This window comes from Roseomonas sp. GC11, from assembly GCF_024437745.1.
Lineage (GTDB): Bacteria > Pseudomonadota > Alphaproteobacteria > Acetobacterales > Acetobacteraceae > Pseudoroseomonas.
In genome coordinates, this window is sequence record NZ_JANFNY010000038.1 from 19917 (window position 1) to 46435 (window position 26519).

General features: G+C 70.2%; 22 protein-coding genes and 1 pseudogene. 9 read left to right on the forward strand and 14 right to left on the reverse strand.

Annotation, left to right across the window (positions count from 1 at the left end; all coding sequences use genetic code 11):
• The 5 genes from ureC to pncA all read left to right on the forward strand — a co-directional run bounded on the left by ureC (position 1) and on the right by pncA (position 4352).
• Positions 1–1713: an urease subunit alpha gene (gene ureC / locus NON00_RS13235; RefSeq protein ID WP_256021754.1), complete on the forward strand. Its 1713-nt coding sequence runs from the start codon at positions 1–3 to the stop codon at positions 1711–1713.
• Positions 1714–1848: 135 nt separating this feature from the next.
• Positions 1849–2430, forward strand: a complete 582-nt coding sequence (locus NON00_RS13240; RefSeq protein WP_256021757.1) for an urease accessory protein UreE — start codon at positions 1849–1851, stop codon at positions 2428–2430.
• Positions 2384–3103 carry an urease accessory protein UreF gene (locus NON00_RS13245; RefSeq protein ID WP_256021760.1) on the forward strand — a complete coding sequence of 240 codons (720 nt, stop codon included), beginning with the start codon at positions 2384–2386 and terminating at the stop codon, positions 3101–3103. The genes NON00_RS13240 and NON00_RS13245 overlap by 47 nt, the downstream gene beginning before the upstream one ends.
• Entirely contained in the window at positions 3100–3738 is a 639-nt protein-coding gene (gene ureG, locus NON00_RS13250; RefSeq protein ID WP_256021762.1) for an urease accessory protein UreG, read from the forward strand. The genes NON00_RS13245 and ureG overlap by 4 nt, the downstream gene beginning before the upstream one ends.
• A complete protein-coding gene (gene pncA / locus NON00_RS13255) occupies positions 3735–4352 on the forward strand; it encodes a bifunctional nicotinamidase/pyrazinamidase (RefSeq protein WP_256021765.1) in 618 nt (205 codons plus the stop codon). The genes ureG and pncA overlap by 4 nt, the downstream gene beginning before the upstream one ends.
• A 107-nt stretch (positions 4353–4459) precedes the next feature.
• Here pncA and NON00_RS13260 read toward each other — a convergent pair whose 3' ends face one another.
• The 6 genes from NON00_RS13260 to NON00_RS13285 all read right to left on the reverse strand — a co-directional run bounded on the left by NON00_RS13260 (position 4460) and on the right by NON00_RS13285 (position 11387).
• Complete coding sequence (locus NON00_RS13260) at positions 4460–5302, reverse strand: fumarylacetoacetate hydrolase family protein (protein ID WP_256021767.1); 843 nt, start codon at positions 5300–5302, stop codon at positions 4460–4462.
• 22 nt (positions 5303–5324) lie between these two features.
• Positions 5325–6074 carry an SDR family oxidoreductase gene (locus NON00_RS13265; protein ID WP_256021770.1) on the reverse strand — a complete coding sequence of 250 codons (750 nt, stop codon included), beginning with the start codon at positions 6072–6074 and terminating at the stop codon, positions 5325–5327.
• Between the two features lie 9 nt (positions 6075–6083).
• Positions 6084–7871 (reverse strand): IlvD/Edd family dehydratase, encoded by a 1788-nt coding sequence (locus NON00_RS13270; protein WP_256021774.1) that lies wholly within the window; start codon positions 7869–7871, stop codon positions 6084–6086.
• A 175-nt stretch (positions 7872–8046) separates the two neighbouring features.
• Positions 8047–8253 carry a cold-shock protein gene (locus NON00_RS13275; RefSeq protein ID WP_256021776.1) on the reverse strand — a complete coding sequence of 69 codons (207 nt, stop codon included), beginning with the start codon at positions 8251–8253 and terminating at the stop codon, positions 8047–8049.
• A 187-nt stretch (positions 8254–8440) separates the two neighbouring features.
• Entirely contained in the window at positions 8441–9478 is a 1038-nt protein-coding gene (locus NON00_RS13280; RefSeq protein WP_256021780.1) for an alpha/beta hydrolase, read from the reverse strand.
• Between the two features lie 310 nt (positions 9479–9788).
• Positions 9789–11387 (reverse strand): ABC transporter substrate-binding protein, encoded by a 1599-nt coding sequence (locus NON00_RS13285; RefSeq protein ID WP_256021784.1) that lies wholly within the window; start codon positions 11385–11387, stop codon positions 9789–9791.
• 310 nt (positions 11388–11697) lie between these two features.
• On the opposite strand from NON00_RS13285, the gene NON00_RS13290 reads away from it, so the two are divergent.
• Positions 11698–13038 carry an MATE family efflux transporter gene (locus tag NON00_RS13290; RefSeq protein ID WP_256021786.1) on the forward strand — a complete coding sequence of 447 codons (1341 nt, stop codon included), beginning with the start codon at positions 11698–11700 and terminating at the stop codon, positions 13036–13038.
• Between the two features lie 82 nt (positions 13039–13120).
• Here the strand turns inward: NON00_RS13290 and NON00_RS13295 are convergent, their stop codons facing one another.
• The 6 genes from NON00_RS13295 to aspS form a co-directional block, all read right to left on the reverse strand.
• Positions 13121–15079, reverse strand: coding sequence for a methyl-accepting chemotaxis protein (locus tag NON00_RS13295; protein ID WP_256021790.1), 1959 nt, complete (start codon positions 15077–15079; stop codon positions 13121–13123).
• 191 nt (positions 15080–15270) lie between these two features.
• Positions 15271–16548 (reverse strand): TRAP transporter large permease, encoded by a 1278-nt coding sequence (locus NON00_RS13300; RefSeq protein ID WP_256021793.1) that lies wholly within the window; start codon positions 16546–16548, stop codon positions 15271–15273.
• A complete protein-coding gene (locus tag NON00_RS13305) occupies positions 16545–17123 on the reverse strand; it encodes a TRAP transporter small permease (protein ID WP_256021795.1) in 579 nt (192 codons plus the stop codon). Before NON00_RS13305 ends, NON00_RS13300 begins: the two co-directional genes overlap by 4 nt.
• A gap of 217 nt (positions 17124–17340) precedes the next feature.
• Complete coding sequence (locus tag NON00_RS13310; RefSeq protein ID WP_256021798.1) at positions 17341–18345, reverse strand: asparaginase; 1005 nt, start codon at positions 18343–18345, stop codon at positions 17341–17343.
• A 139-nt stretch (positions 18346–18484) separates the two neighbouring features.
• Positions 18485–19345 (reverse strand): EipB family protein, encoded by an 861-nt coding sequence (locus tag NON00_RS13315; RefSeq protein ID WP_256021801.1) that lies wholly within the window; start codon positions 19343–19345, stop codon positions 18485–18487.
• Positions 19346–19486: 141 nt separating this feature from the next.
• Positions 19487–21289: an aspartate--tRNA ligase gene (gene aspS / locus NON00_RS13320; protein ID WP_256021805.1), complete on the reverse strand. Its 1803-nt coding sequence runs from the start codon at positions 21287–21289 to the stop codon at positions 19487–19489.
• 152 nt (positions 21290–21441) lie between these two features.
• On the opposite strand from aspS, the gene rnd reads away from it, so the two are divergent.
• Complete coding sequence (gene rnd, locus NON00_RS13325) at positions 21442–22626, forward strand: ribonuclease D (protein ID WP_256021808.1); 1185 nt, start codon at positions 21442–21444, stop codon at positions 22624–22626.
• A 217-nt stretch (positions 22627–22843) separates the two neighbouring features.
• Positions 22844–23836, forward strand: coding sequence for a diguanylate cyclase domain-containing protein (locus NON00_RS13330; protein ID WP_256021812.1), 993 nt, complete (start codon positions 22844–22846; stop codon positions 23834–23836).
• An 87-nt stretch (positions 23837–23923) separates the two neighbouring features.
• Here NON00_RS13330 and purN read toward each other — a convergent pair whose 3' ends face one another.
• Together purN and purM are read right to left on the reverse strand one after the other, a co-directional pair.
• A complete protein-coding gene (gene purN / locus NON00_RS13335; RefSeq protein ID WP_256021816.1) occupies positions 23924–24580 on the reverse strand; it encodes a phosphoribosylglycinamide formyltransferase in 657 nt (218 codons plus the stop codon).
• Positions 24577–25671, reverse strand: a complete 1095-nt coding sequence (gene purM / locus NON00_RS13340; protein WP_256021819.1) for a phosphoribosylformylglycinamidine cyclo-ligase — start codon at positions 25669–25671, stop codon at positions 24577–24579. Before purM ends, purN begins: the two co-directional genes overlap by 4 nt.
• Positions 25672–25884: 213 nt before the next feature.
• Here purM and NON00_RS13345 point away from each other — a divergent pair.
• Positions 25885–26519, forward strand: a pseudogene (locus NON00_RS13345) (hypothetical protein); the annotation flags it as partial.

The following is a 26519-nucleotide window of genomic DNA, read 5'->3' on the forward strand; positions in this document are numbered from 1 at the left end:
ATGACCACCCGTATCTCCCGCGCCGCCTATGCCGGCATGTATGGCCCCACCACGGGCGACAAAATCCGCCTCGCCGACACCGAACTCTTCGCCGAGGTGGAGCGCGACCTCACCACCTATGGCGAGGAGGTGAAGTTCGGCGGCGGCAAGGTGATCCGCGACGGCATGGGCCAGTCCCAGCGCACCCGCGCCGAGGGCGCGATGGACACGGTGATCACCAACGCCGTGATCATCGACCACTGGGGCATCATCAAGGCTGATGTCGGGCTGAAGGACGGGCGCATCGCCGCCATCGGCAAGGCCGGCAACCCGGACACCCAGCCGGGCGTGGATATCGTCATCGGGCCGGGCACGGAAATCATCGCCGGCGAGGGGCGCATCCTGACGGCGGGCGGCATCGATCCGCACATCCATTTCATCTGCCCGCAGCAGATCGAGGAGGCGCTGGCCTCCGGCGTCACCTCCATGTTCGGCGGCGGCACCGGCCCGGCGCATGGCACGCTGGCCACCACGGTCACGCCCGGGCCATGGCATCTCGCAAGAATGCTGCAGGCGGCCGAGAGCTTCCCGATGAATCTCGGCTTCCTGGGCAAGGGCAACGCCGCCCTGCCCGCCGGCATCGAGGAAACCATTCGCGCCGGCGCCTGCGGCCTCAAGCTGCATGAGGACTGGGGCACCACCCCCAAGGCCATCGACAACTGCCTCTCCGTCGCCGATGCCTTCGACGTGCAGGTGGCCATCCACACCGACACGCTGAACGAAAGCGGCTTCGTCGAGGACACGGTCCGCGCCATCGGCGGCCGCGCCATCCAGGCCTTCCACACGGAGGGCGCGGGCGGCGGCCATGCGCCGGATATTCTGCGGGTGATCGGCGAGCCGAATTTCCTGCCCAGCTCGACCAACCCGACCATGCCCTACACCGTCAACACGGTGGATGAGCATCTCGACATGCTGATGGTGTGCCACCACCTCGACCCGCGCATCGCCGAGGACGTGGCCTTCGCCGAAAGCCGCATCCGCAAGGAAACCATCGCGGCCGAGGACATCCTGCACGATATGGGCGCCATCTCCATGATGTCGTCCGACAGCCAGGCGATGGGCCGCGTGGGCGAGGTCATCATCCGCACCTGGCAGACCGCGCATAAAATGAAAGTGCAGCGCGGCCGCCTCGCCGGGGAGAGCGGCGACAACGACAATCTGCGCATCCGCCGCTACATCGCCAAATACACCATCAACCCGGCCATCTCGCAGGGCGTCTCCGCCCATGTCGGCAGCGTGGAAGTGGGCAAGCTGGCCGATCTCGTGCTGTGGAGCCCGGCCTTCTTCGGCGTGAAGCCCGACTTCGTGCTGAAATGCGGCAGCATCGCCATGGCGCCGATGGGCGACCCCAACGCCTCCATCCCCACGCCGCAGCCGGTGCATTACCGCCCGATGTTCGGCGCCTATGGCACCGCCATGCGCGCCAGCGCCGTGACCTTCGTCTCCGCCGCCTCGCTGGAGAGCGGCGACCTCGCCGGGCGGCTCGGCCTCGCGCGCACCCTGCTGCCGGTGCAGAACACCCGCGCCATCCGCAAGCGCGACATGGTGCTGAACGACGCCCTGCCGAAGCTGGAAGTGGACCCCGAGACCTATGAGGTCCGCGCCGATGGCGAATTGCTGATCTGCGAGCCAGCCAAAATCCTGCCGATGGCGCAAAGATATTTTCTGTTCTGAGGCAAGGCCGGGGGAATGAATTCCCCCGGACCCCCTTCTTTTTTCTGCCAGTTTCAGACACGCCAAACCACCACGCCGGCCCAGTGGAGCGTCCCGCCTCCCCACCAGACGGCGGCAGCCTGAAAGAAAAATAGGATGGATGATTTGCCACGCGCCACCCAGGTCCTGCCCGCCGGCCACTGGCAGGCGCGCACGGCCCGCGACACCATCCTGGTGGATTTCGACGACCGCCACCGGCGGCGGAAGCGCTATCTCGGGCAGCAGGGCCTCGCCTTCCTGCTAGACCTGCCGGAAGCCACCGTGCTGCGCGATGGCGACGGCCTGCTGCTCGAAGGCGGCGGCGTCATCCTCGTGCAGGCCGCGCCGGAAACCCTGGTGGAAGTGCGTGGCCAGGATGCGCTGCACCTCGCCCGCCTCGCATGGCACCTCGGCAACCGCCACCTGCCGGCCGAGATCAGCGCCGAGCGCATCCTGATCCGCACCGATCATGTGATCGAGCGCATGCTCCAAGGCCTCGGCGCGACGCTGCGCTGGGTGGAAGCCCCCTTCAACCCCGAAGGCGGCGCCTATGGCGAGCACAACCGCCATGCCGGCCACCATCACCACGGCCATGAGCATGACCACGGGCACACGCACGACCATAGCCACGGGCACGAACACGACCATGGGCATGACGGCTGCGGCTGTGGCCATGACCACCCTCACCACCACCACTGAGCCGACGCTCCAGCGCCTGCTCACCTGGCTGTCGCCCGCCTATCCGGTGGGCGCCTATACCTACAGCCACGGGCTGGAGATGGCGGTGGAGGACGGGCTGGTGGTGAACCGCGCCGGGCTGCTCGCCTATCTGCGCGCGGTGCTGGAGGCCGGGGCGGGCCGCGTCGATGGCGCGCTGCTCGCCGCCGCATGGCGCGCCGCCGAAGCGGGCGAGGACGCCACGCTGGACGCGGTGGCCGAACTCGCCGCCGCCTGGCGCGGCACGGCGGAGACGGCGCTGGAGACCATGGCCCAGGGCAGCGCCTTCCTGAAGGTGACGCTGGCCGCATGGCCGGAGCCGCGCCTCTCCGCCTTCGCCGCGCGCCAGGGCGGCAATGCCGCGCACCCCGTCGCCTTCGGCGCGGCGGCGGCGTGGCAGGGCGTGCCGCTGCGCGTCACGCTCTTCGGTTTCCTCTCGGCCTTCGCGGCGAACATCGTCTCCGCCGGGGTGCGGCTGGTGCCGCTCGGCCAGACGGATGGGCAGATCACCACGGCGCAGCTCCTGCCGCATCTGGAGGCCGCCACCGAGGCCGCCCTGGCCGCCGATCTCGACACGCTGGGCAGCGCGGCGCCGCTGCTCGACCACTTCTCCATGCGTCACGAGACGCAATACACGAGGCTGTTCCGCTCATGAGCATTCCCGCCAACGGTCCCTTCCGCGTCGGCATCGGCGGCCCCGTCGGCTCCGGCAAGACGGCGCTGACCGAGCGCCTGTGCAAGCATCTGCGCGACACCCACAACATCGCCGTCATCACCAACGACATCTACACGCGCGAGGATGCCGAGTTCCTGACGCGCAACAACGCCCTGGTGCCGGAGCGCATCATCGGCGTCGAGACGGGCGGCTGCCCGCACACCGCCATCCGCGAGGATGCCTCGATCAACCTCGCCGCCGTGGCGGAGATGAACCAGCGTTTCCCCGGCCTGGAAATCCTGCTGATCGAGAGCGGCGGCGACAATCTGGCCGCCACCTTCAGCCCTGAACTGGCAGACCTGACCATCTACGTCATCGATGTCTCGGCCGGCGACAAGATCCCGCGCAAGGGCGGCCCGGGCATCACGCGCTCTGATCTTCTGGTCATCAACAAGATCGACCTCGCCCCGCTGGTCGGCGCCGATCTCGGCGTGATGGACCGCGACGCGAAGAAGATGCGCGGCGCGCGGCCCTTCATTTTCACCAACCTCAAGGCCCTACAGGGCGTCGCCGAGATCGCCGATTTCATCCTGGAATCCGGCGGCATCGCGAAGCGCGCGCAGCCCGCCGCATGATCACCGCCACGGACCTCCTGCTGATCGTCGATGTGCAGCCGGACTTCATGCCCGGCGGCGCCCTGCCCGTGCCGGAGGGAGATGCCGTGCTGCCAGTGATCAACCGGTTGCAGGAGCGCTTCGCCAACATCGTCGCGACGCAGGACTGGCACCCGGCGGACCATGCTTCCTTCGCCAGCCAGCACCCCGGCAAGGCACCCTTCGACACGGTGCCGCTGCCCTATGGCCCGCAGGTGCTCTGGCCGGACCATTGCGTGCAGGGCACGCCCGGCGCCGCGCTGCACCCGGCGCTGAAGACCGAACGCATCCAGATGGTCATCCGCAAGGGCTTCCACAGCGCGATCGACAGCTACTCCGCCTTCCGGGAAAACGACCGCCAGACGGTGACCGGGCTGAATGGCTATCTGCGCGAGCGCGGCATCACGCGGATTTTCGTGACGGGCCTCGCGCGCGGCTACTGCACCGATTTCTCGGCCGAGGATGCGGCGGATCTCGGCTACCAGGTGGTGCTGGTGGAAGACGCCTGCCGCGGCATCACGCCCGAGGCGACCGCTGCCGGAACCGCGCGCCTGCGCGCCAAGGGCGTTGCATTGAGTCAGAGTTCTTTTTTGTAAAAAAGAACCAAAAAACTTCTTTCAGTTTGGCGTCCCGCCTCAGGCCTGAAGCGGGACGCCAACGGAAAAAGTCTTTTTGCTTCTTTTTCTTCAGAAAAAGAAGATTCTTAGCCCTGATACGTCTTCTGCACCTGCTCGCCCAGCCCCTGGATGCCCAGGCGGATGGTCTGGCCGGCCTTCAGATAGACCGGCGGCTTCTGGCCCATGCCGACGCCCGGCGGCGTGCCGGTGGTGATCACGTCGCCCGGATGCAGCGTGATGAAGTGCGAGACATAGGACACCAGCTTCGCCACGCCGAAGATCATCGTGCGCGTCGAGCCATCCTGGTAGCGGTGGCCATCAACCTCACAGAACATGGCGAGGTCCTGCGGGTCCGGCACCTCGTCCTTCGTCACCAGCCAGGGGCCGAGCGGGCCGAAGGTGTCGTGGCCCTTGCCCTTGTCCCAGGTGCCGCCGCGCTCGATCTGGTGCTCACGCTCCGAGACATCGTTGCAGACGGCATAGCCGGCCACATGGTCCAGCGCCTCGGCCTCCGTCACATTCTTCGCGCGGCTGCCGATGATGACGGCCAGTTCCACCTCCCAATCCGTCTTCACGCTGCCGGGGGGGATTTCCACGTCGTCATTCGGCCCCTGGAGGGCGCCGAGCGACTTGAGGAAGATGATCGGCTCCTTCGGGATCGGCGCGCCCGTCTCCGCCGCATGGTCGGCATAGTTGAGGCCGATACAGACAAAATTCTTCATCCCGGCCACCGGCGCGCCCAGGCGCGGCGTGCCCTCGACGCGCGGCAGGCTGGCGGTGTCGAGCGCGGCGAGCTTCGCCAGCCCGGCGGGGGAGAGCGCCTCGCCCGCCAGTTCCGGCACCACGCCGGAGAGATCGCGGATCGCGCCCTCGGCATCCAGCAGGCCCGGCTTCTCCTGGCCCTGCGGGCCATAGCGCAACAGCTTCATGATCTGGTGTTTCCCTCTGCGCTCAGTTGGTCCAGCCACCATCGATGACGATGGCCTGCGCGGTGACAAAAGCGGATTCCGGTACGGAGAGATAGATCACCAGCGCGGCGATCTCCTCCGCCGTCGCCAGCCGGCCCATGGCCTGGCGCGCGACGAAGGCGGCGCGCGCCGCCTCCACGCTGCCCGCGACAGCGGCATTGGCGGAAATGCGCTCGCCGAGCGAGGGCGTGTCCACCGTGCCGGGGCAGACGCAGTTGCAGCGGATGCCGCGCGTCACATAGTCGGCGGCGACGCTCTTGGTCATGCCCACCACCGCCGCCTTGGTCGCGCCATAGACAAAGCGGTTGGCCACACCCTTCACCGAGCCGGCGGCCGAGGCCATGTTGACGATGGCCCCGCCGCCACGCTCCAGCATGCCGGGGATGACGGCCTGGATCACCTTCCACTGCGCGCGGACATTCAGCGCGAAGGCGAAATCCCAATCCGCATCGGTGCAGCTTTCCGCCGTGTTCTGGTGGACGAAGCCGGCGCAGTTGAACACCACGTCGAAGGGCCCATGAGCGGCGATGGTGGCCCGCACCGCCGCGTCATCCAGCACGTCCAGCGCCTGGGTGGTGATCCCCTGCGCCTCCAGCGCCTTCAGCTTCTCCCCGTCACGGTCGGTGGCGACGACCGTGGCGCCCTCCGCCGCATAGGCCAGGGCGGCGGCGCGGCCGATGCCCTGCCCCGCCGCCGTCAGGAAGCATTTTTTCCCGTCGAGACGTCCGGCCATCTGCGCGCCTCAGTGGTTGTGGCGGCTCTCGCCGCGCGTCTCGAGGATGTTGAGGTAGAGCGTCGCCGGCTCCAGGCAGCCGCCCTGGCTGAGCTGGCCCACCATGGAGCGGTAGATTTCTTCCCACGGCGTCTTGTGCTGCAATTTTGGCGGCGCCCAGGCGGCGCGGCGGGCGGCGAGTTCCTCCGCCGGGATCAGCACATCCACCTTGCGCGTCTTGAGGTCGATGCGGATCGGGTCGCCCGATTTCAGCAGGGCGAGGCCGCCGCCCACCGCCGCCTCCGGCGAGACATTGAGGATGGAGGGGCTGGCGGAGGTGCCGCTCTGCCGGCCATCGCCCATGGTGGGCAGGGTGTCGATGCCCTGCTTGATGAGGGCGGCGGGCGGCTGCATGTTCACCACCTCGGCGCTGCCGGGATAGCCCACCGGGCCGCAGTTGCGGATGACCAGCACGGTGCGCTCATCGACGCCGAGATCCGGGTCCTCGATGCGGTCGTGGTAATCCTCCGGCCCCTCGAAGACGACGACCTTGCCCTCGAAGACGTCTTCCGCGCCGGGGGTGGAGAGGTAGCGCCTGCGGAAGGTCTCGTCGATGACGCTGACCTTCATCACCGCGCTGTCAAAAATATTGCCGGAGAGCACGACGAAGCCGGCCTGCGTCTTCATCGGCGTGGCATAGGCGCGGATCACCTCGCGGTCCGGCTCCTCAAGGCCGGCGAGGTTCTCGGCCAGGCTGCGGCCGCTGGCGGTCTTCACCCCGCCATGCAGCTTGCCGGCCTCCAGCAGCTCGCGCATCACGGCGGGGATGCCGCCGGCGCGGAAGAAGGCCTCGCCCAGGAAGCGGCCGGCGGGCTGGCAATCGACGAGCAGCGGGATATCGGCGCCGATGCCCTGCCAGTCCTCCGTCGTCAGTTCCACGCCCATGTGGCGGGCGATGGCGACGAGATGCGGCGGGCAGTTGGAGGAGGCGCCAATGGCGCTCGCCGTCACAATGGCGTTCTCGAAGGCCTCGCGCGTCATGATGTCGCTGGGGCGCAGATTCTCGCGCACCATCTCGACGATGCGCATACCGGTGGCGTGCGCCATCTGGCCGCGCTCGCGATAGGCCGCCGGAATCGCCGCGCAGCCCGGCAGGGACATGCCCAGCGCCTCGGCCAGCGAGTTCATCGACAGCGCCGTGCCCATCGTGTTGCAATGGCCGATGCTGGTGGCGCTGCTCGCCACCATGTTCATGAAGCCCTCATAGTCCACCTCGCCGGCGGCGAGCTTCTTGCGCGCCTCCCAGACGATGGTGCCGGAGCCGGAGAGGCGCCCCTTCCAATGGCCATCCAGCATCGGCCCGCCGGAGAGCACCAGGGCCGGGATATTCACCGTGGCGGCGCCCATCAGGCAGGCGGGGGTGGTCTTGTCGCAGCCCGTGGTCAGCACCACGCCATCCAGCGGGTAGCCGTGCAGGATTTCGACCAGCGAGAGATAGGCCAGGTTGCGGTCCAGCGCGGCGGTCGGGCGCTTGCCGGTTTCCTGGATGGGGTGGATCGGGAATTCCAGCGGAATGCCGCCGGCATCGCGGATGCCGGCCTTCACGCGCTCGGCCAGGGCCAGGTGGTGGCGGTTGCAGGGGGCGATATCGCTGCCCGTCTGGGCGATGCCGATGATCGGCTTGCCCGACTGCAGCTCACCGCGGGTCAGGCCGAAATTCAGGAAGCGCTCGATATACAGCGCCGTCATGCCCGGGTCGTCCGGGTCGTCGAACCAGCGCTGGCTGCGCAGGCGGAATTTCTTCTGGGTCTGGTCCATACCCGCTTCTCTCCCAATCCAGGCGGAGCCTCGGCCGGGGCGGGAAGAGTGTCAACGGGTCATCGGACAACAGAATGAGAACCGGGGGAAGAATGAATTCTTCCCCCGGACCCCCATCATCTTTTTCTGCCAGCGCCCGCCGCCGCTGGCGGCGGGCAGGCCCGGCGGAAGCGGATCAGGCCAGCTTCAGGTTGCCGGCGGAAACCTTGCCCTCGCGGCCGCGCTGCGGCTCGAACTCAACGCGGGCGCCCTCGTTCAGGCCCTGCAGGCCGGCGCGCTGCACGTCGGAGATGTGCACGAACACATCCTTCGAGCCGTCCTCCGGCTGGATGAAGCCATAGCCCTTGGTCGCGTTGAACCACTTGACGGTACCGACAGCCATTGCGGTGCTCCGTTGCATGAAGTGCCGCCGCGCGACATGCACGGCGGATCAGCCTCGATTGGGAACGGGCACCAGGCACGCTTCGCCCCGCCTGGACGGGGATAGGGAGCAAACGCAGGCCGCACCGAAACAGGTGACATCTCCCATGTAAGCGCAGCGCGCGCGCGGAACAAGCTTGGCGGCGGCCTCAGGCAGCGATTGTCTCCTCCAGGAAGACCTGCACCGCCTGGAACAGGGCACCCCGGTTGCGCTCCAGCATGATGCCATGCGTCCCCTCCCCCAGCAGCACCAGCCGCTTGCCGGGGCTGCGGGTCAGCAGCGGAAACAAGGCGGTGGCCAGCGCCGGGGGGGTGTCCTGGTCCCATTCGGCCAGCACCACCAGGGTGGGCGCGGTGATGGCGGCGGGGTCGTAATAGGGCTTGCCGGCCAGCCATGTCTCCCGCGCATCGGCCAGCACGCCATTGGGGGCGCGCAGCACGGAAGGCACCTGCCGCATCCCCTCCGGGTCCGTCGCGAAGGTCGAATCGGCCCAGTGCTCATACCACCCGGCGGGGAAGAGGCTGGCACGGCGATTCTCCGGCACCCCGGCCATCCAGCGCGCCCGCGCCTGCGCCCGCGTCACGCTGCGATAGGCGCCGAGCGTCTCCCCCGCCCCGGCGGCGGCGGGCGAGGGCGCCTCGCGCAGCCATTGCGGGGCGTAGAGCACCAGCCGCTCCACCAGCCCCGGATTGTCGGCGGCGAAGCGCGCCTGCAGGCTGCTGCCCCAGGACCAGCCCAGATGCACCATGCGGCCAATGCCGCGCTTCTCGCGGATGAAGGCGGCGGCGGCGGCGATGTCCTTCTGCGCCACCTCGCCGCGCGTCAGGGGCGCATGGCCCTCGGCCGGCTGGCCCATCGCCGCCTCACGCGTCGAGCGGCCATAATTGCGCAGGTCCAGGCACCAGACATCGAATCCACGCCCGGCCATGTAGTCCATCCACGACACGCCGCCGATGGCGAGGTCGAAGCTGGTGCTGGCCGGATAGGTGGCGCCATGGACGCAGAGCACGGTGCGGTCCGCCCGCGCCGGGGTGGCCGATTCGGGCCGCTTGTTGCGCAGATAGAGCTGGATGCCCGGATCACCCCCGGGCACCAGGAATTCCTCGAAGACAACGCCGGCCGGCTGCGCCGCGGCCAGCAGGGGCGCGGCCAGGAGCGGGGCGGCGAGCAACACGCGACGATGCATGGCGGTCTCCCGAAACGGCCCGCTTCACCGCGGGCTTTCGGTCACCAGCCTAGAGCGGAATCCCACGCCCTGGCTATTTCAACGTCCTGGGGAGGCTCCGCCTCCCCAGGCTTGGTCTTTGCTCTCTGGGGAGGCTCCGCCTCCCCAGACGGGAAAGAAAACTCTCTGGGGAGGCTCCGCCTCCCCAGACCCCTCCGCCGGGGGGACAGGGTCCCCCCGGACCCCGCCATCAGAAAGCGCCGGCGGATGGCGGGGTCCGGGGTGGCCCTGCCACCCCGGCGGGGGTGCGGGGGCAGCGCCCCCGCAGCTTTCAGCTATTCCCCGGCGTCACATCCATGGCGCGGGTGCGCTCATCCATGCGCGGCGTGTGGTTCAGGCTCTTCTTCACCGCCCAGGTGTTCACCAGCTGGTGCAGCGGGATGATGGCCACGTCGTCCATCGCCATCTTCACCGCCTCACGCAGCAGTTCCTCACGCCTGCCATCGTCCAGCGTGCCGAGGGCGCGCGCCGTCAGCGCATCCAGCGCCGGGTTGGAGTAGCGGCCGGCATTGTTGGCCCCCGTGCGCTTCTCGGTGTCATAGGTGCCGAGGATATTGACCAGCGCATAGGAAGCTTCGCCCGTGGCGCTGCCCCAGCCCACCAGGCGCATGCCGAATTCCTGCCGGCTGGAGCGCACCGAGAAGGCCGACCACGGCAGCGCCTCCACCTGCGTCTGCACGCCAAGGCGCGTCCACATCTGCGCCACCGCCTGGGCGGTGCGGGCATCGTTGGGGTAGCGGTCATTGGGCGTGTGCAGCGTCATGCGGAAGCCGTTGGGGAAGCCGGCCTCGGTCAGCAGGCGCTTGGCCGTCTCCAGATCCTGCTTCGGCGGCGCCACGGCGGGGTTGTAGGAATAGGCCCCGGGCGGCAGCCACTGCCCGGCCGGCTGGGCGGTGCCCAGCATCACGCGGTCCGCCAGCCCCTCGCGGCTGATCGCCAGCGACAGCGCCCGCCGCACCCGCACATCGTTGAACGGGTTCTGCGCCAGCGGCTTGCCATCATTGTCGGTGACGAAAATCGGGTTGTCCGAGCGCGAGCGGTCCGGCGCCAGATAGATGACGCGCAGGCCCTGGATGCTGGTCAGCTTCAGATTCGCCTCGCCCCGCAGCCCCGGAATGTCGGAGGAGGGCACGGTGTCGATGATATCGACATCGCCCGCCAGGATCGCCGCCGTGCGCGCCGGCGGGGAGGAGATCACGCGGTAATCCACCTTCCCCCAGGAGGGACGGCCACCCCAATAGGCCTCGTTGCGCTCCATCTGCACCCGGTTGCCCGGCGCATAGGCGGTGAAGCGATAAGGCCCGGTGCCCACCATGGCCTTGCCGCTGTTGTAATCCTCGGTGGCGGCGTTCTGCCCGGCATGGCGGGAGATGATGGCGACCGAGGCGAAATCCGTCGGCAGCATCGGATAGGGGCCGGGGGTGTGGAAGCGGATGGTCAGCGGGTCGATGATCTCCACCTTCTGCACCGCGCGCACGAAGGCGCCGAAGCCGCCCGGGCTGTTGGGCACATTGGGCGCGCGCTGGATGGTGAAGGCCACATCCTCCGCCGTGAAGTCGCGCCCGTCATGCCACTTCACGCCCCGGCGCAGCTTGAATTCCCACACCGTCTCCGCGACCGGCTTCCAGGATTCGGCCAGCAGCGGGATGAGCTGCGCCTTCTCGTCAAACTCCACCAGCTTGTCGAAGAAGTGGCTGGCCACGCTGTTGTTGGGCGAGGCGTTGTAGAAATGCGGATCGAGCGAGGTGACCGAACCGCCAATGGCGATGGTCAGGTTCTGCGCCTCGGCGCGCGGCGCGGCGGCCAGCAGGGCGAGCGCCGCGGCCCCCAGCATCAGGGCGCGCCTGGGCGCGGACATCCGGACGGTCATGAAGCAAGCTCCCGAAATCTGTTGTTGGGAAGCCGGCAGCAAAAAGCATGCCTGCCCCGCGTCCAGCGTGACACAGCCCCCACCCCCCGGGCTAGCCCCCGCGCAAGCCTAAACTTTACGCAACGTGTCACCGCCGCCAGCACCGCGCGCCAGCCGCGAACCCCAGCCCCCTCCACAACCGCACAAGCCGCCCCTCCGCCGCCCTACACAAGAACGTCGCAGGCTTTTTGCGCGGGGCTGCGCTACAGCCCGCCGCATCATGAGACACGACCCTGAAAGGTCGCGCGGGTGGGGAGGAGAGGCGCGGGCGATGCTGGCGCTCGCCTGGCCCCTGGCGCTGACCAACCTGTCGCAGATCGCGCTGGTGCTGACCGATACCTTCTTCCTGGGCCGCCTGGGCGAGGTGCCGCTGGCGGCGGCCACCCTGGGCGGCAACCTCTATTTCATCGCCATGGCGCTGCCCTTCGGCCTCGGCTTCGCCGCCGCCGCCATGCTGGCGCAGGAGCGCGGCCGGGTGGCGCGCCACATGCGCGAGATGCGCCGCACCCTGCGGCAGGCCGCCTGGCTGATGCTGCCGCTCTTCGCCGTGCTGGGCACCGCGCTCTGGCACACCGGCGCCATCCTGCGCGCCACCGGGCAGGACCCCGCCCTGGCCGAGGCGGCGCAGAGCTACAACCGCGCCCTGCTCTGGGGCATGCCCGCCTTCTACGGCTTCCTGCTGCTGCGCGGCTTCCTGGCGGCGCTCCAGCGGCCGGGGCCGGCGCTCTGCGTCTCCGCCGGGGCGGTGCTGCTGAATGCCGTGCTGGTCTATCTGCTGGTGGGGGGCGGGCTGGACATGCCCTCCTGGGGCGTGGTGGGGGCGGGGCTGTCCAGCGCCCTCGCCAACGGGTCCATGCTGCTCGGCCTCGCGCTCTGGATCCGGGCGGACCGGCGGCTGCGGCGCTTCCGCCTCGCCGGCCGTTTTTGGCGCACCGACTGGCGCCGCATGGCGGAAGTCGCGCGCCTCGGCCTGCCCATCGCCAGCACCATGCTGATGGAGATCGGCATTTTCAGCGCCACCGGCCTCGTCATGGGCTGGTTCAGCGCCAGCGCGGTGGCGGCGCATGCCGTGGCGCTCCAGGTGGCCAGCGCCAGCTTCATGGTGCCCATGGGCATCGGCCAGGCGGCGACGGCGCGGGTCGGCCTCGCCGCCGGGGCCGGCGATGCCCGCGGCGCCTGGCGCGCGGGATGGACGGCCATCGGCCTCGGCGCCGGCTTCATGGTGGCCATGGCGGTGCTGCTGCTGCTGCTGAACGAGGCCATCGCCGCCGCCTTCCTCCCCGCCGAGCGGCCGGAGACCCGCGCCCTGGCGGCGACGCTGCTGATGGTGGCGGGTGTCTTCCAGCTGGCCGATGGCGTGCAGGCCGTGGCCGCCGGCGCGCTGCGCGGGCTGAAGGACACCCGCACCCCCATGCTGATCGCCGCGCTGGGCTATTGGGGGCTGGCCCTGCCGGTGGGGCTCGGCCTCGGCTTCCCGGCGGCGATGGGGCCACCCGGTGTCTGGATCGGCCTGGCCTGCGGCCTGGGCTGCGTCGCCCTGCTGATGACGTTGCGCTGGCGGGCCATGGCGGCACGCGGCGGGCTGCGGGTCCGGCGCATTTTAAAGGCCTGATTTTCTCGGCCCGGGGGAAATTTTCTCCGGAACGGAGAAACGCCCGGGCCTCTCCGGCCCAGGCGGAGACTCGGGCGGAGGCTCAGGCGGCACCGCGCAGGCTGCGCAGCAATTGCTCCAGATTGCCGCGCAGGCGCACCCCCTGCTGGCTGACCTCGCCGGTGGCGCCGCGCATCTGGCGCACGGCGCCATCGGCCTCCGCCATGGCGCCGGCGACGCCGGCGATGCTCTGCGCCGCGGCCTCGGTATGGCTCGCGGCGGCGGCGGCGGCACGGGCGACTTCCCGCGTGGCCACGCTCTGCTCCTCCACCGCCGCGGCGATGCCGGCGGTGATGCCATCATTCTGCGCCACCGTGCCGGCGATGCCATCGATGGCCATGCGGGCCTGCCCGGCCACGGCCTGCATCTGGCTGATCTGCGCGGCGATCTCATCGGTGGCGCGGGCGCTCTGCGCGGCCAGCTGCTTGACCTCGTTGGCGACGATGGCGAAGCCCTTGCCGGCCTCCCCGGCGCGGGCGGCCTCGATGGTGGCGTTCAGCGCCAGCAGGTTGGTGCGGCTGGCGATATCGCGGATCAGCTCCACCACCGATTCGATCTGCGCCGTGCTGCCGGCCAGGGCGCGCACCGTCTGCTCGGTGGTGCCGGCCTGCTCGGCGGCCAGCCGCGCGAGGCTGGCCGCCTCCGCGACGCGGCGGGTGATCTCGCTGACCGAGGCGGCCATCTGCTCGGCGGCGGTGGCGACGGCCTGCACATCCTGCTGCGCCCGCCCGGCCCCCTCGCTGGCGCTGCCGGCGAGGCCGGTGGCGCGGGCGGTGCTCTCCGCCAGCGTGCCGGCCACCGTGTCCAGCGCCCCGGCGGAGTGGCCCAACTGCTCGGCCACGGCGCCCAGGGCCTCCTCCACCTGCCGGGCCAGGGCCAGGGTCTCGGCGCGGCGGCGCTCGGCCTCGCGGCGGGTGGCCTCGGCGGCCTCGGCCTCCAGGCGGCGGGCCTGGCGCGCGGCCTCCCCCAGCGCGGCCAGGCCATGCAGCATGGCCGCCACCTCCGGCACCCGGCTGGGCGGCGGCATGGGCGCGTCCAGCTCGCCCTGGGCCATGCGGCGCAGGCTGGTAGCGACACCGCTGAGCGGCCGCGCCAGCCGCGCCGCGCTGATCCAGGCCAGCGGCAGGGCCAGCAGCAGGATGCCACCCCCCACCACCAGGATGGCCAGACGGTTTTCCGCCCCCATGGCCTCCCAGGGGGCGCGGGTGGCGAGGGTGATGACCAGCCCCTGCGGCCGGCCATCCACGCCGCGCACCGGCACGGGGTAGGCAAGGTATTCCACCCCGCCCAGCGCCAGCGGCGCGGCGGCGGGGGCGGCGCCAGGGGTGAGCCAGCCGGGCGGCAGGGCGGCCGCCTCCACCCCGGGCAGGGTGCTGGCGGTCAGCTTCCCGGCGCCGATCAGCAGCACCGCCGCCTGGGATTGCTGGGCCAGCGCGGCGGCGGTGGCGGCGTTGAAATTGCCCGCCACCTTCAGCGTGCCGAGCACGGCGCCGCCGGCGCGCAGCGGCGCCACCGCCCCCACCGCCAGCGCGCCGCTGGTGGGGGAGACCAGGGCGCCGCGCGCCAGCTCCCCGCGCAGGGCGGCGGCGACATCGGGCACGGCGGATTTGTCATCCCCCGCCTGGGCCGGGTTGTGGGCGCGCAGCAGCACGCGGCCGCGCGCATCCGTCACCTCCAGCACCGCGATGGTGGGGTCCGCCGCGCGCAGGGCCTGGAAGGCCTCCAGCAAGGGCGCGCGCAGCCGCGCGGCATCCGGGAGCGCGGCCAGCAGATCCGGCCGCAGAGCGAGGGCGCTGGCATAGCCGGCCATGCGCGTCTGCATCGCCTCCACCTCCAGCCGGGCCTGGGCGGCGGCGGCTTCGGCGGCGTGCTCCTCCAGCGGGGCACGGGCATGGCGGCCGGCCAGTTCCGCCCCGAGTGCCGACAGCACCACCCCGGCCAGCAGCGGCAAGAGCGCCAGCAGCAGCAGGCGGCGGACAAGGCCGAAGGTCAGGCGAGGCATGGCGGCTCCACTCCTGGGGCAGGCCAGGGTTATGGGCCGTCGGGGATTGAGGAGGATTAAAAAAAAGGGCCGCAGGCAGCGGTTCTTTTTTAGGAAAAAAGAACCAAAAAACTTTTTTCAGGCAGCGTCGCGCCACAATCTTAAGGCGCGACGCCAAACTGAAAAAATTCTTCGGAACAAGAATATTTTTCTTAACGATACATCATCGTCGGCAGCCACATCGAGAGCGGCTCCCAGAAAGTGACCAGCCCCAGGCAGAAGAAGAGCGGGATCAGGAAGGGCGCGGTGGCGCGCGTCGTCTGCTCGAACGTCAGGCCGGAGACGCGGGTCAGGATGAAAAGAACCATGCCCACGGGCGGCGTCAGCAGGCCGATCATCAGGTTCAGCACCATGATGATGCCGAAATGCACCGGGTCCACCCCCACCTGCGTCATCAGCGGCATCAGCACCGGCACCAGGATGGTGATGGCGGCGATCGTCTCCAGGAAGCAGCCGATGAACAGCAGGAAAAGATTCACCAGCAGCAGCACCAGCCACTTCTCGCGCGTGATCGAGAGCACGAATTCGGCGATGCCATCAGTGATGCGCGTGGTGGTGACGAGCCAGCCGAAGATACTCGCCCCGGCGACGATGAGGAGGACGACGGCGGTGGTCTCCAGCGTCTCCATGCTGACGCGCACGAAGCCGCGCCAGGACAGGCTGCGATAGACCACGGCCCCGAGGAAGAGCGCGTAGAAGGTGGCGGCGATGGCCGCCTCCGTCGGCGTGAAGGCGCCGGTGCTCATGCCGCCCACCAGCAGCACGGGCGTCATCAGCGGCAGGAAGGCGCGCTTGAAGCTGTGCCCGAGCCGGGGGAGGGAGAAGGCGGCGTCACGGTCGAACTTCTTGCGCCGCGCCTCCACGGCCACCCACACCATCAGGATGCCGGCCATCAGGAAGCCCGGAATGACCCCGGCGGCGAAAAGCTGGCCGATCGAGGCATTGGCCATGACGCCGAAGATCACCATCGGCAGGCTGGGCGGGATGATCGGCCCGATGGTGGAGGAGGCGGCAGTCAGGCCCACGGCGAAAGGCAGGGGGTATTTGTGGTCCTGCATCGCGCGGATCTCGATATTGCCGATGCCGCCCGCATCGGCCACCGCGGTGCCGGACATGCCGGCGAAGATGACGCTGCCCACCACATTCACATGGCCGAGCCCGCCGCGCAGCCAGCCCACCAGGGCGACGGCGAAGCTGTAGATGCGTTCCGTGATGCCGGCCGAGTTCATCAGGCTGCCGGCCATGATGAAGAAGGGAATGGCCAGCAGCGGGAAGCTCTCCACCCCGCTGGCCATGCGGTGCAGCACGACCAGCGGCGGCAGGGCGCCTTCCGTCCAGACATAGAGCAGAGAGGAACCGCCCAGCGCCACCGCCACCGGAATGCCCGCCAGCAGCAGGCCGCAGAAGGAAAGGAAGAGAAGCGCCGTCACAGCTTCACCCCCGAGAGCGAGGGGTCTACGGGGCCTTCCGGCTCCCCGGCGCGGAAGCGGGTGATGGCGTATTGCACGCTGCGCAGCACGGTCAGCACCAGCCCGGCCAGGATGCCGTAATAGACGACCGAGAGCGGCACCTCGATGGCGACCATGGGCTGGAAGCGCATGGCCTCCGCCACCTGCCAGGTGAGCACGGCGCTGATGGCGAAGAAGCCGGTGGTGGCGAGCGTGACGACCAGCCGCGCCCAGCGCCGCGCCCCGCGCGGCAGCGCGTCGAGGGCGAATTCCACGGCGATATGCGTCCCTCGCCGCGCCGCCAGGGCACTGCCCCAGAAGCACAGCACCATCAGCATGTAGCTGGCGATTTCCTCGGTCCAGGCGATGCTGTTGTTCAGGATGTAGCGGCTGAAGAACTGCAGGAAGACGATCAGCGACATCGCCCAGAACAGGGCGAATCCGATCCAGTCCTCCGCGGCCATCTCGAAGCCCGGCTCCGGCAGGGCGGCTTCCTCGGCCGCCAGGTCGGCGAAAAGCTGCTCGGCATCCCGGCCGTGCGCTGCAAGGTCTTGCACGTCATTCTCCCCAGTCTTTGCCGGCGAGGCTACCGCGCCCGTTCCGCCTGGGGAAGAGAGTTGTCGTATGACCGGAGAAGATCGCGCACGCTCCTGCGAGGCAATGTCTTGCGGCCTTTGGAAACCCAACTAAAGGCGGGTGCAGGGGACCCTGTCCCCTGCTGGGGGAGTTTGAGGGGGCAAAGCCCCCTCAAGGCCCGCCTTTTCAGACCGCGCCTCAGTAAGTGGCGAAGATCCGGGTGATCTCGGCCGGGTCCTGCGTCCGCGTCAGGGCGAAGGCGAGGAGGATGCGCGCCTTCTGCGGGTTCAGGTTGTCGGCTGCCAGGATGCCCTGCTCGGCCATCTTGCTGCCCTGGACGACGCGCCCGGAGCCGACGCGGCAGGACTGCACGACGGTGACGCCCTGCTTCACCGCCTCGGCCAGGGCCTCGGCCTCCCAGGGCGTCGGGTTGCCGGGGGCGAAGCCGGCGGAGACGATGCCCTTCGCCCCGGCGGCGATGAAGGCCCGCACCGCCGTGCCGTCCGAATCGGCATAGGCATAGGTGATATCGACGCGCGGCAGGCTCTCCATGGCGCGCAGGTCGAACTCGGTCTCCGGCGCGGTGCGGCGGGCGGGGCGGCGGTAGAAGGCGACGCGGTCCGCATCGGCATGGCCGAGCAGGCCGAAATCCGGCGTGCGGAAGGTCTGCATCCGCCAGGTGGAGGTCTTGGTGACCTCACGCGCGGCGTGGATCTCATCGTTCAGCAGCAGCATGACGCCCATGCCGCGCGAGTCCGGGTGGCCCGCCACGCGCACGGCGTTCAGCAGGTTCATCGGCATGTCGGAGGACAGGCCGCTGGCCGGGCGCTGCGACCCCACCATCACCACGGGAATGTCAATCTTCAGCCCGAGGGAGAGGGCATAGGCCGTCTCCTCCATGGTCGAGGTGCCATGGCCGATGACGATGCCGGCGAGGCCCGGGATCTCCGCCACCGCGCGGTGGCATTCCTCGGCCAGGGCCTTCCAGTCCTTGAAGCCGATGCGGCTGGAGATGACGGCGCTGTAGGGGCGGGGGAAGACCTCGGCCACCCGCGCCAGTTCCGGCACCCGCGCCATGATCTCGGCCGCGCCCATCACCTGGCCGAGCACCGAATAGTCCTGGATATCAAGCGTGTCACGGCCGAGCGAGGCCATGGTGCCACCCGTGCCGATGAAGGCGACGCGCGGAAGGGGCTGGGTCATGCGGGGCGCTCCTGTGCTGCCGCGCAAGCTGTAGGCGCGGCAGGCGGAACGGCCAAGGGGAAGGAGGAAAGACAGCCCCGCCCGGGGCGGGAGGGTCTTCCCCGGAGAGAAGCCTCCCTTCCGGTCAGCAGGCGGCCGGTCAGCAGGCGGCCGGGACTTTCTCCAGGCTCTGCATCAGGGCATTCACGGCGAAATCGCCGAAATCCATGTTCATCTCATCGGCCACGCCATTGGCGTAGTAGCGCAGCCCGACCTCGTATTCCGGCGCGCTGGCCCCGGCGGCGGCATCCTTGCCGAAGAAGGCGATGCGCATGCGGGCGCTGCCCTGCCCGGCCATCAGCGGGAAGCGCGGGTTGGCCGGCGGCGGCGTCCAGGGCGAGAGCAGGGTGGTGCTCTCCTGCGCCCCTTCCTCGCTGGTGCCGTCGAAGAGCGGGGCATTGAGCAGGCGCGTCTGCCCGGCGCGGGCCAGGTCGAGCGCGTGGAGGGTGTGGACCATCGGCAGCAGCGTGCCCGGCGGCAGCGGCACGGTGGTGGCGGCCGGCTGCTCATAGCGGGCGGTGCCGCTGCCCTGGGGCTTGTCCAGCTCCGCCTCGCCGCTGACGCGCTGGGTCACGGCGCCCTGCGCCGTCTGCGTCAGGGTGAAGCGCAGGCGCTTGCCGTCCTTGCTCTCCCAGGTGGAGTAATCGGAACTGGTCTCGATCTGCTGGCCGGAGCGGTCCACCACGGTCAGCTGCAGGCGCTGGCGGCTGGCCCAGCCGTCGCAGGCGTCGAGCACCTCGAACAGCATGGCGCCCTCGGCCTGCACCACGTCGCCGCCCTGGCGCACGCGGTCGAGTTGCAGGCGGTAGGCGGCGCGATGGGGGACCATGGCGTCCGTGCCCGGCACCGCCGCCGCCCCTGCGGGGGCATGCGGGGCCTGGGCCGCCGCCGGCCCCGACAGGGCCAGCAAGGCCAGGAGCGGGAGGGCGGGGGAGCCGGCCAGGATATCGCGCAGCCGCATGTCGTCTTCCTTCTCAATCGCCCGGCCTCAATCGCCCAGCCTCAATCGCCAGAGCGGGCCGGGCGAGGCGCGGGTGGCCCGGCGGGGGCCGGGCCAGGGCATGGCACGCGGAGGGTATCCCCCGCGCGCCATCGCTCCAAGTTAGGAAGCCTTGGGCGCCGCCGCACCCTTCGCCGGCGGCAGATCGAGCTTGATGGAGAGTTCTTTAAGCCGCGCCGGCTCCACCGCCGCGGGCGCGCCCATCATCAGGTCCTGCCCCTGCTGGTTCAGCGGGAAGAGGATGACCTCGCGGATATTCGGCTCATCGGCCAGCAGCATCACCATGCGGTCGATGCCGGGGGCCGAGCCGCCATGCGGGGGGGCGCCGTAGCGGAAGGCGTTCAGCATGCCGCCGAAGCGCTCCTCCACCGTCTGCTCGGTGTAGCCCGCGATCTCGAAGGCGCGGATCATGATGTCCGGGCGGTGGTTGCGGATGGCGCCCGAGGAGAGCTCGATGCCATTGCACACGATGTCGTACTGGAAGGCCTTGATGTCGAGCGGGTTCATGGAGTTCAGCGCCTCCAGCCCGCCCTGCGGCATGGAGAAGGGGTTGTGGCTGAAATCGACCTGCCCCGTCTCCTCGTTCAGCTCGTACATCGGGAAATCGACGATCCAGCAGAACCGGAATTCGTCCTGTGTGATGAGGCCGAGTTCCTCGCCCAGCTTGGTGCGCACCTTGCCGGCGAATTTCGGCGTCTCGTCCTTCTTGCCGGCGGCGAAGAAAACGGCATCGCCCGGCTGCAGGTTGCAGGCGGCGCGGATGGCCTCGACGCGCTCGGCCTCCAGGTTCTTGGCGATCGGGCCCTTCGGCCCCTCGGCGGCGAACTGGATGTAGCCGAGGCCGCCGGCGCCCTCGGCGCGGGCCCACTCGTTCAGCTTGTCGAAGAAGCCGCGGGGCCGGTCGGCCGCGCCCGGCGCCGGGATGGCGCGCACGATGCCGCCGCCGGCCACCACCTTCGAAAACAGCCCGAAGCCCGACTCGCGGAAGCTTTCGGTGACGTCGGTGATCTTCAGAGGGTTGCGCAGGTCCGGCTTGTCGGAGCCGTATTCGAGCATCGCCGTGTCATAGGGGATGCGCGGGAAGGGCGCGGGCGTCACCTTCCGGCCACCGCCGAACTCCACGAAGATGCCTTCCATCACCGGCTCGATGGCGGCGAAGACGTCCTCCTGGGTGACGAAGCTCATCTCGAAGTCGAGCTGGTAGAACTCGCCCGGGGAGCGGTCGGCGCGGCTGGCCTCGTCGCGGAAGCAGGGGGCGATCTGGAAGTAGCGGTCGAAGCCCGCCACCATCGCCAGCTGCTTGAACTGCTGCGGCGCCTGCGGCAGGGCGTAGAAGGTGCCGGGGTGGTTGCGGCTGGGCACCAGGAAGTCGCGCGCGCCTTCCGGCGAGGACGCCGTCAGGATCGGCGTCTGATATTCAACAAAACCCTGCTCGATCATGCGGCGGCGGATCGAGGCGATGACGCCAGCTCGGAGAAGCATGTTGCGGTGCTGCTTCTCCCGCCGCAGGTCGAGGAAGCGGTAGCGCAGGCGCAGATCCTCGGGGAATTCCTGCTCGCCGGCCACCTGGATGGGCAGCACCTCGGCGGCGGACTGCACCTCCAGGGCGCGGACGCGCAGCTCGATGGCGCCGGTGGGCAGCTTCTCATTGATGGTGGAGGGCTCGCGCGCCACCACCTCGCCGGTGACGGTGATGACACTCTCCGGGCGCAGCGCGTCGGCGGCGGCGAAGACCTCGGACCCGGCGGGGATGACGCACTGGGTCAGCCCGTAATGGTCGCGCAGGTCGATGAAGAGCAGCCCGCCATGGTCGCGCTTGCGGTGCACCCAGCCGGACAGGCGGGCGGTGATCCCCGCGTCGCTGGCGCGCAGCGCGCCGCAGGTATGGGTGCGGTAGGCGTGCATGGATCGAAAACCCCGGGAACTTGCGGAGGGAAAGGGGCCGCAGAAGGGGCCGCCAGGGGGGGGCCTGTCAAGGGCAAGCGGCAGGGCGGGGGCGGAAACCGGTGCCACCCCGGCTTTGCGGCCCGCTCCTGCTTCGCTAGAACAGCAGCACGATGAGCCGACGCAACCAGGCGCAGGACGCCACCCCCGTCCTGATCACCACCACCGAGGCCCTTGCGGAGCTCTGCGCGCGGCTGCGCACGGAGCCCTTCGTCACGGTCGACACCGAGTTCATGCGGGAACGGACCTATTGGCCCGAACTCTGCGTGGTGCAGCTGGCCGGCGAGGACGACGTGGCGGTGATCGACGCCATGGCCGAAGGGCTGGACCTCGCCCCGCTCGGCGAATTGCTGGCGGACCCCAAGGTCACCAAGGTGTTCCACGCGGCCCGGCAGGATGTGGAAATCTGCCTGCTGCGCTTCGGCGCCCCGCCCCGCCCGCTCTTCGACACGCAGATCGCCGCCATGGTGGCCGGCTTCGGCGACCAGGCGAGCTATGACAGCCTCGTCCGCGCCCTGGCCGGGGCCCAGATCGACAAGGCGCACCGCTTCTCCGACTGGGCGGCCCGCCCGCTCTCGGCCGCGCAGATCAACTATGCCGCCGCCGACGTCACCCATCTGCGCCGCGTCTATACCGCGCTGGTGGAGCGGCTGACGCAGGAGGGCCGCCTCTCCTGGGTGGCCGAGGAAATGGCGGAGCTGACCGACCCCGCCACCTATCGCCAGGACCCGGAGACGGCGTGGGAGCGGCTGAAGCCGCGCTCCAGCAACCGCCGCTTCCTGGCCGCCGTGCAAGCCCTGGCGGCGTGGCGGGAGCGCGAGGCACAGCGGGTGAACATCCCCCGCCAGCGCCTGGTGCGCGACGAGACGCTGCTGGAGATCGCCGCCACCAGCCCCACCACGGCCACCGAATTGTCGCGCGCGCGCGGCATCACCAAGGGCTTCGCCGAGGGCAAGACCGGCGCCGGGCTGCTGGCCGCGCTGGTGGCGGCGCGCGAGCTGCCCGATTCCGCCCTGCCCGAGCCGGCGCGCGACAACCGCAGCGGCCCCCCCGCCTCCCCCGCGCTGATCGCCCTGCTGAAGGTGCTGCTGGCCGCCAAGGCGGAGGAGCATGACGTGGCGCCGCGCCTCATCGCCTCCAGCGACGAGCTGGAGCGGCTGGCCAGCGAGGCGGAACCGCAGATCCCGGCCCTGCATGGCTGGCGCCGGCAGGTCTTCGGGCAGGCGGCGCTGGCGCTGAAGGGCGGGCGGCTGGCACTGGGCGTCGAAGGGCGCAAAGTGAAATTGATTCAGAGCTAGAATCTTCTTTTTCTGAAGAAAAAGAAGCAAAAAGACTTTTTCAGTTCGGCGTCCCGCTTCAGGCCCTCTGCGGGACGCTGTCTGGAAAAAGTTTTTTGGTTCTTTTTTTCAAAAAAGAACATGACTTTGTACCATTTTCCTTCCCCCTCCCCGCCCCACCTTTAACCTTTTCCTCAAACTTCTCCCTGCATCCTGAACACAAGCCAGGGAGAAGAGGATGCGGATCCTGCTCGTCGATCCGAGTCGTGGCACCAGGCGCGGCATGGCCGCCATGCTGGGCAGCCGCGGCCACGAGGTGTTCCACGCCGCGGATCGCACCGCCGCGATGGAGAAGCTGCGCCACGACACGGCGCTGGACCTGTTGATCACCAGCCTGGACCTGCCGGAAGCGGCGGGCCTCGAACTCTGCTGGGTGGCGCGGACGCTGACGGATACCAACCGCGTGCTGCATGTCATCGCCATGACCTCCGGCCCCGGCCTCGACCGGCTGGAGGAGGCGCTGGACAGCGGCGCGGATGAGGTGCTGCGCAAGCCGGTGCAGAAGCTCGAACTCTTCGCCCGGCTGCGCGCGGTGGAGCGGCTGCGCCACGCGCAGCGCGAGCTGATCCGCCGCGCCGAGCTGGACGCGCTGACCGAGCTGCCCAACCGCCGCACCTTCTTCGAGCGCGCCCAGCCGCTCTGCGCCCAGGCCAGCAGCCGCTGCGTCTCGCTGGTCATGCTGGATGTGGACCGCTTCAAATCGGTCAACGACACCTACGGGCATGATGTGGGGGATGCCGTGCTGCGCGGCGTGGCCCGCGTGGTGGAACAGCGGCCGGGCCTCGCGGCGCGGCTGGGGGGCGAGGAATTCGCCCTGCTCCTCCCCGGCCTGCCGCTGGATGCGGCCGAGCTGGTGGCGGAGAAGCTGCGCGCCGCCCTGGCGGCCACGCCCGTCCCCACCCCGGCGGGGGCGCTCTCCATCACCGCCAGCCTCGGCGTCGCCACGCTGGAGGAGGATGGCGCGCCGGACACGCTGATGAAGCGGGCCGATCAGGCGCTCTACACCGCCAAGCGGGAGGGGCGGAACCGCGTCGTCCTCGCCCCGATGCCGGAGCCCTCGGCGCAGAAGGCGGAGGTCATCCTGCTGCACGCCAACAGCAATGCCGGCCCGGCGCCGGGCGTCGCGGCCCCCCTGACGCCGGACAATTTCGCCGCCTTCAGCGGCGATTGAATGGGCACACCCCGCCCTTCCCGGGCGGGGCGCCCACACTCAGGCCCCAAGGCAGGCCCAAAGGCAAGCCAAGAGGCAGACCCAGAGTCAGGCCGGGTTGCGCAGGGCCGGGGCGCTGGCCCCCGGCTGGGCGGCGATCACCGCGCGGCCTTCCTCCAGGCGCACGCGCCCTTCCGCCACCCAGGCCAGGGCGGCGGGGTAGAGGCGGTGCTCCTCCGCCAGCACCCGCGCGGCGAGGCTGGATTCGCTATCCCCCTCCAGCACCGGCACCGCGGCCTGGGCCAGGATCGGGCCTTCATCCACCCCCGGCGTCACCAGATGCACGGTGCAGCCATGCAGCCGCACCCCGGCGGCCAGGGCACGGGCATGGGTGTCCAGCCCCGGAAAGGCCGGCAGCAGGGAGGGATGAATATTCACCATCCGCCCCGCCCAGCGCTGGGTGAAGCCCTCGGTCAGCACGCGCATGAAGCCGGCGAGCGCGATCAACTCGACGCCGTGGCGGGCCAGTTCCTGCTCCACCGCCGCCTCGAAGGCGGCGCGGTCCCTGCCGAAGGGGCGGGATTCCACCACGGCGGTCGGGATGCCGGCCTCCGCCGCGCGGGCAAGCCCGCCGGCATCGGCGCGGTTGGACAGCACCAGCACGATCTCCGCCGGGTAGGCGGGGTCGGCGGCGGCGGCCAGCAGCGCCGCCATGTTGCTGCCCCGCCCCGAGATCAGGATGGCGGTGCGGCGGCGCGCCGTCATGCGGCGGGCCAGCGCGGGGAGAGGTTCTCCACCTTCACCTCGGCGGCGGCGCCCGCCGTGCCGGCCTCGATCCGGCCGATGCGGAACACCGTCTCACCCTGGGCGGCGAGGAGCGCGGTGGCGGCCTCGGCCTCCGCCGCCGTCACCACCACGCACATGCCGATGCCGCAGTTGAAGACGCGCAGCATCTCCTCCGGCACCACATTGCCGGCCTGAGCCAGCCAGGCGAAGACGGGCGGCACGCTCCAGGCGGTGGCGTCGAGCACGGCCACGCTCCCCTTGGGCAGCACGCGCGGCAGGTTGCCGGGCAGGCCGCCGCCGGTGATATGGGCGGCCGCCTTCAGCAGCCCGGCGCGGTGCAGGGCGAGCAGCGACTTCACATAGATGCGCGTCGGCGCCAGCAGCGCCTGCCCCATGCTCTGCTCCTCCCCTTGGCCCCCCCCTTGGCTCGCGGCGAAGGGCGCGGGGGCGGCGATGTCCTGCCCGGCGGCGGCCAGGATGCGGCGGACCAGCGAGAAGCCGTTGGAATGCACGCCGGAGGAGGCAAGGCCCAGCACCACGTCGCCGGGGCCGACATCGGGCCTGGGCAGCAGGCCGCCGCGCTCGGCGGCGCCCACCGAGAAGCCGGCGAGGTCGTAGTCATCCTTGGCGTACATGCCCGGCATCTCGGCCGTCTCGCCGCCGACAAGGGCGCAGCCGGCCTGCCGGCAGCCCTCGGCGATGCCGGCGATGACGGCGCGGGCCTGCGCCAGCTCCAGCTTGCCGGTGGCGAAATAGTCGAGGAAGAACAGCGGCTCGGCGCCCTGCACCACGAGGTCGTTCACGCACATGGCAACCAGGTCGATGCCCACGGCGTCATGCATGGCGCAGTCGATGGCGAGGCGCAGCTTGGTGCCCACGCCATCGGTGGAGGAGACCAGGACGGGGTCGCTGTAGCCAGCCGCCTTCAGGTCGAACAGCGCGCCGAAGCCGCCGAGGGACCCCATGGTCCCCGGCCGGTCCGTGGCGCGCGCCAGCGGCTTGATGGCATCCACGAGGGCGTCGCCGGTTTCGATATCAACACCGGCGTCCCGGTAGGTCAGACTGGTCATCAGGGGGCCCGATCGGCTATGCGCAAAAGGCCCGGCCGCGGAGACTTCGCCATGCCGGGCTTCCAAGGGGGCGGAATGCAACACTTTCGGAGGCTGGCCGCAACCATTGTGATGGGGGGTCTGCTCTGTGCTGTCCCTGGGGTAACGCCCCATGGTGGCGCAGCCCCTGCTGGTGCAGCCTGGGCCCAGGCCCTGCCACCGCTTGGCGCCCCGATGGGCGGCGAGGCCCCGGCCGATGCCTATACCCAGCGCGGCGTCCCGGCCGAGGCAACGGCGGAGAACGCCGTGGTGGCGCGCACCCGCGCCCTGGCCGCCGCCCAGCGCCTCGCCTATGACCGCATGGCCGATGCCCTGGGCCTGCCCAAGGGGCTGAGCGATTCCCAGATCGATTCGATGGTCAGCAGCATCATCGTCGAGGAGGAGCGCAGCAGCCGCACCGGCTATTCCGGCCGCCTCACGGTGAATTTCAATCCCTCCCGCGCCGGTGGCCCCGGCCGCGCCGTGGCGGGGATGGGCGCGGGGATGGGCGGCGGCGCGGCCAGCGCCGCCCCTGGCGCCTTCGCCGGCCCGCCGCTCGGCAGCGGCCTGCCGCCGGGGGATGCGGCGGCGCCGGTCATGCCCAGCATCCTGACCACCCCGGCCAACAGCTATATCGAGGCGGAGGCGCGTTTCTCCGGCCTGCGCGAGTGGCTCGACCTGCGGCGGCGGCTGAAGGGCAGCCCGGAGGTCGCCTCGGTGGATATCGTGTCCCTGGCGGTGGATGGGGCGCGGCTGCGGCTCGGGCTGCGGCGCGGCGCGGGCGAGGCGGTGGCCGGGCTCCAGGCGGCCGGGCTGGCGCTGGTGCCGCC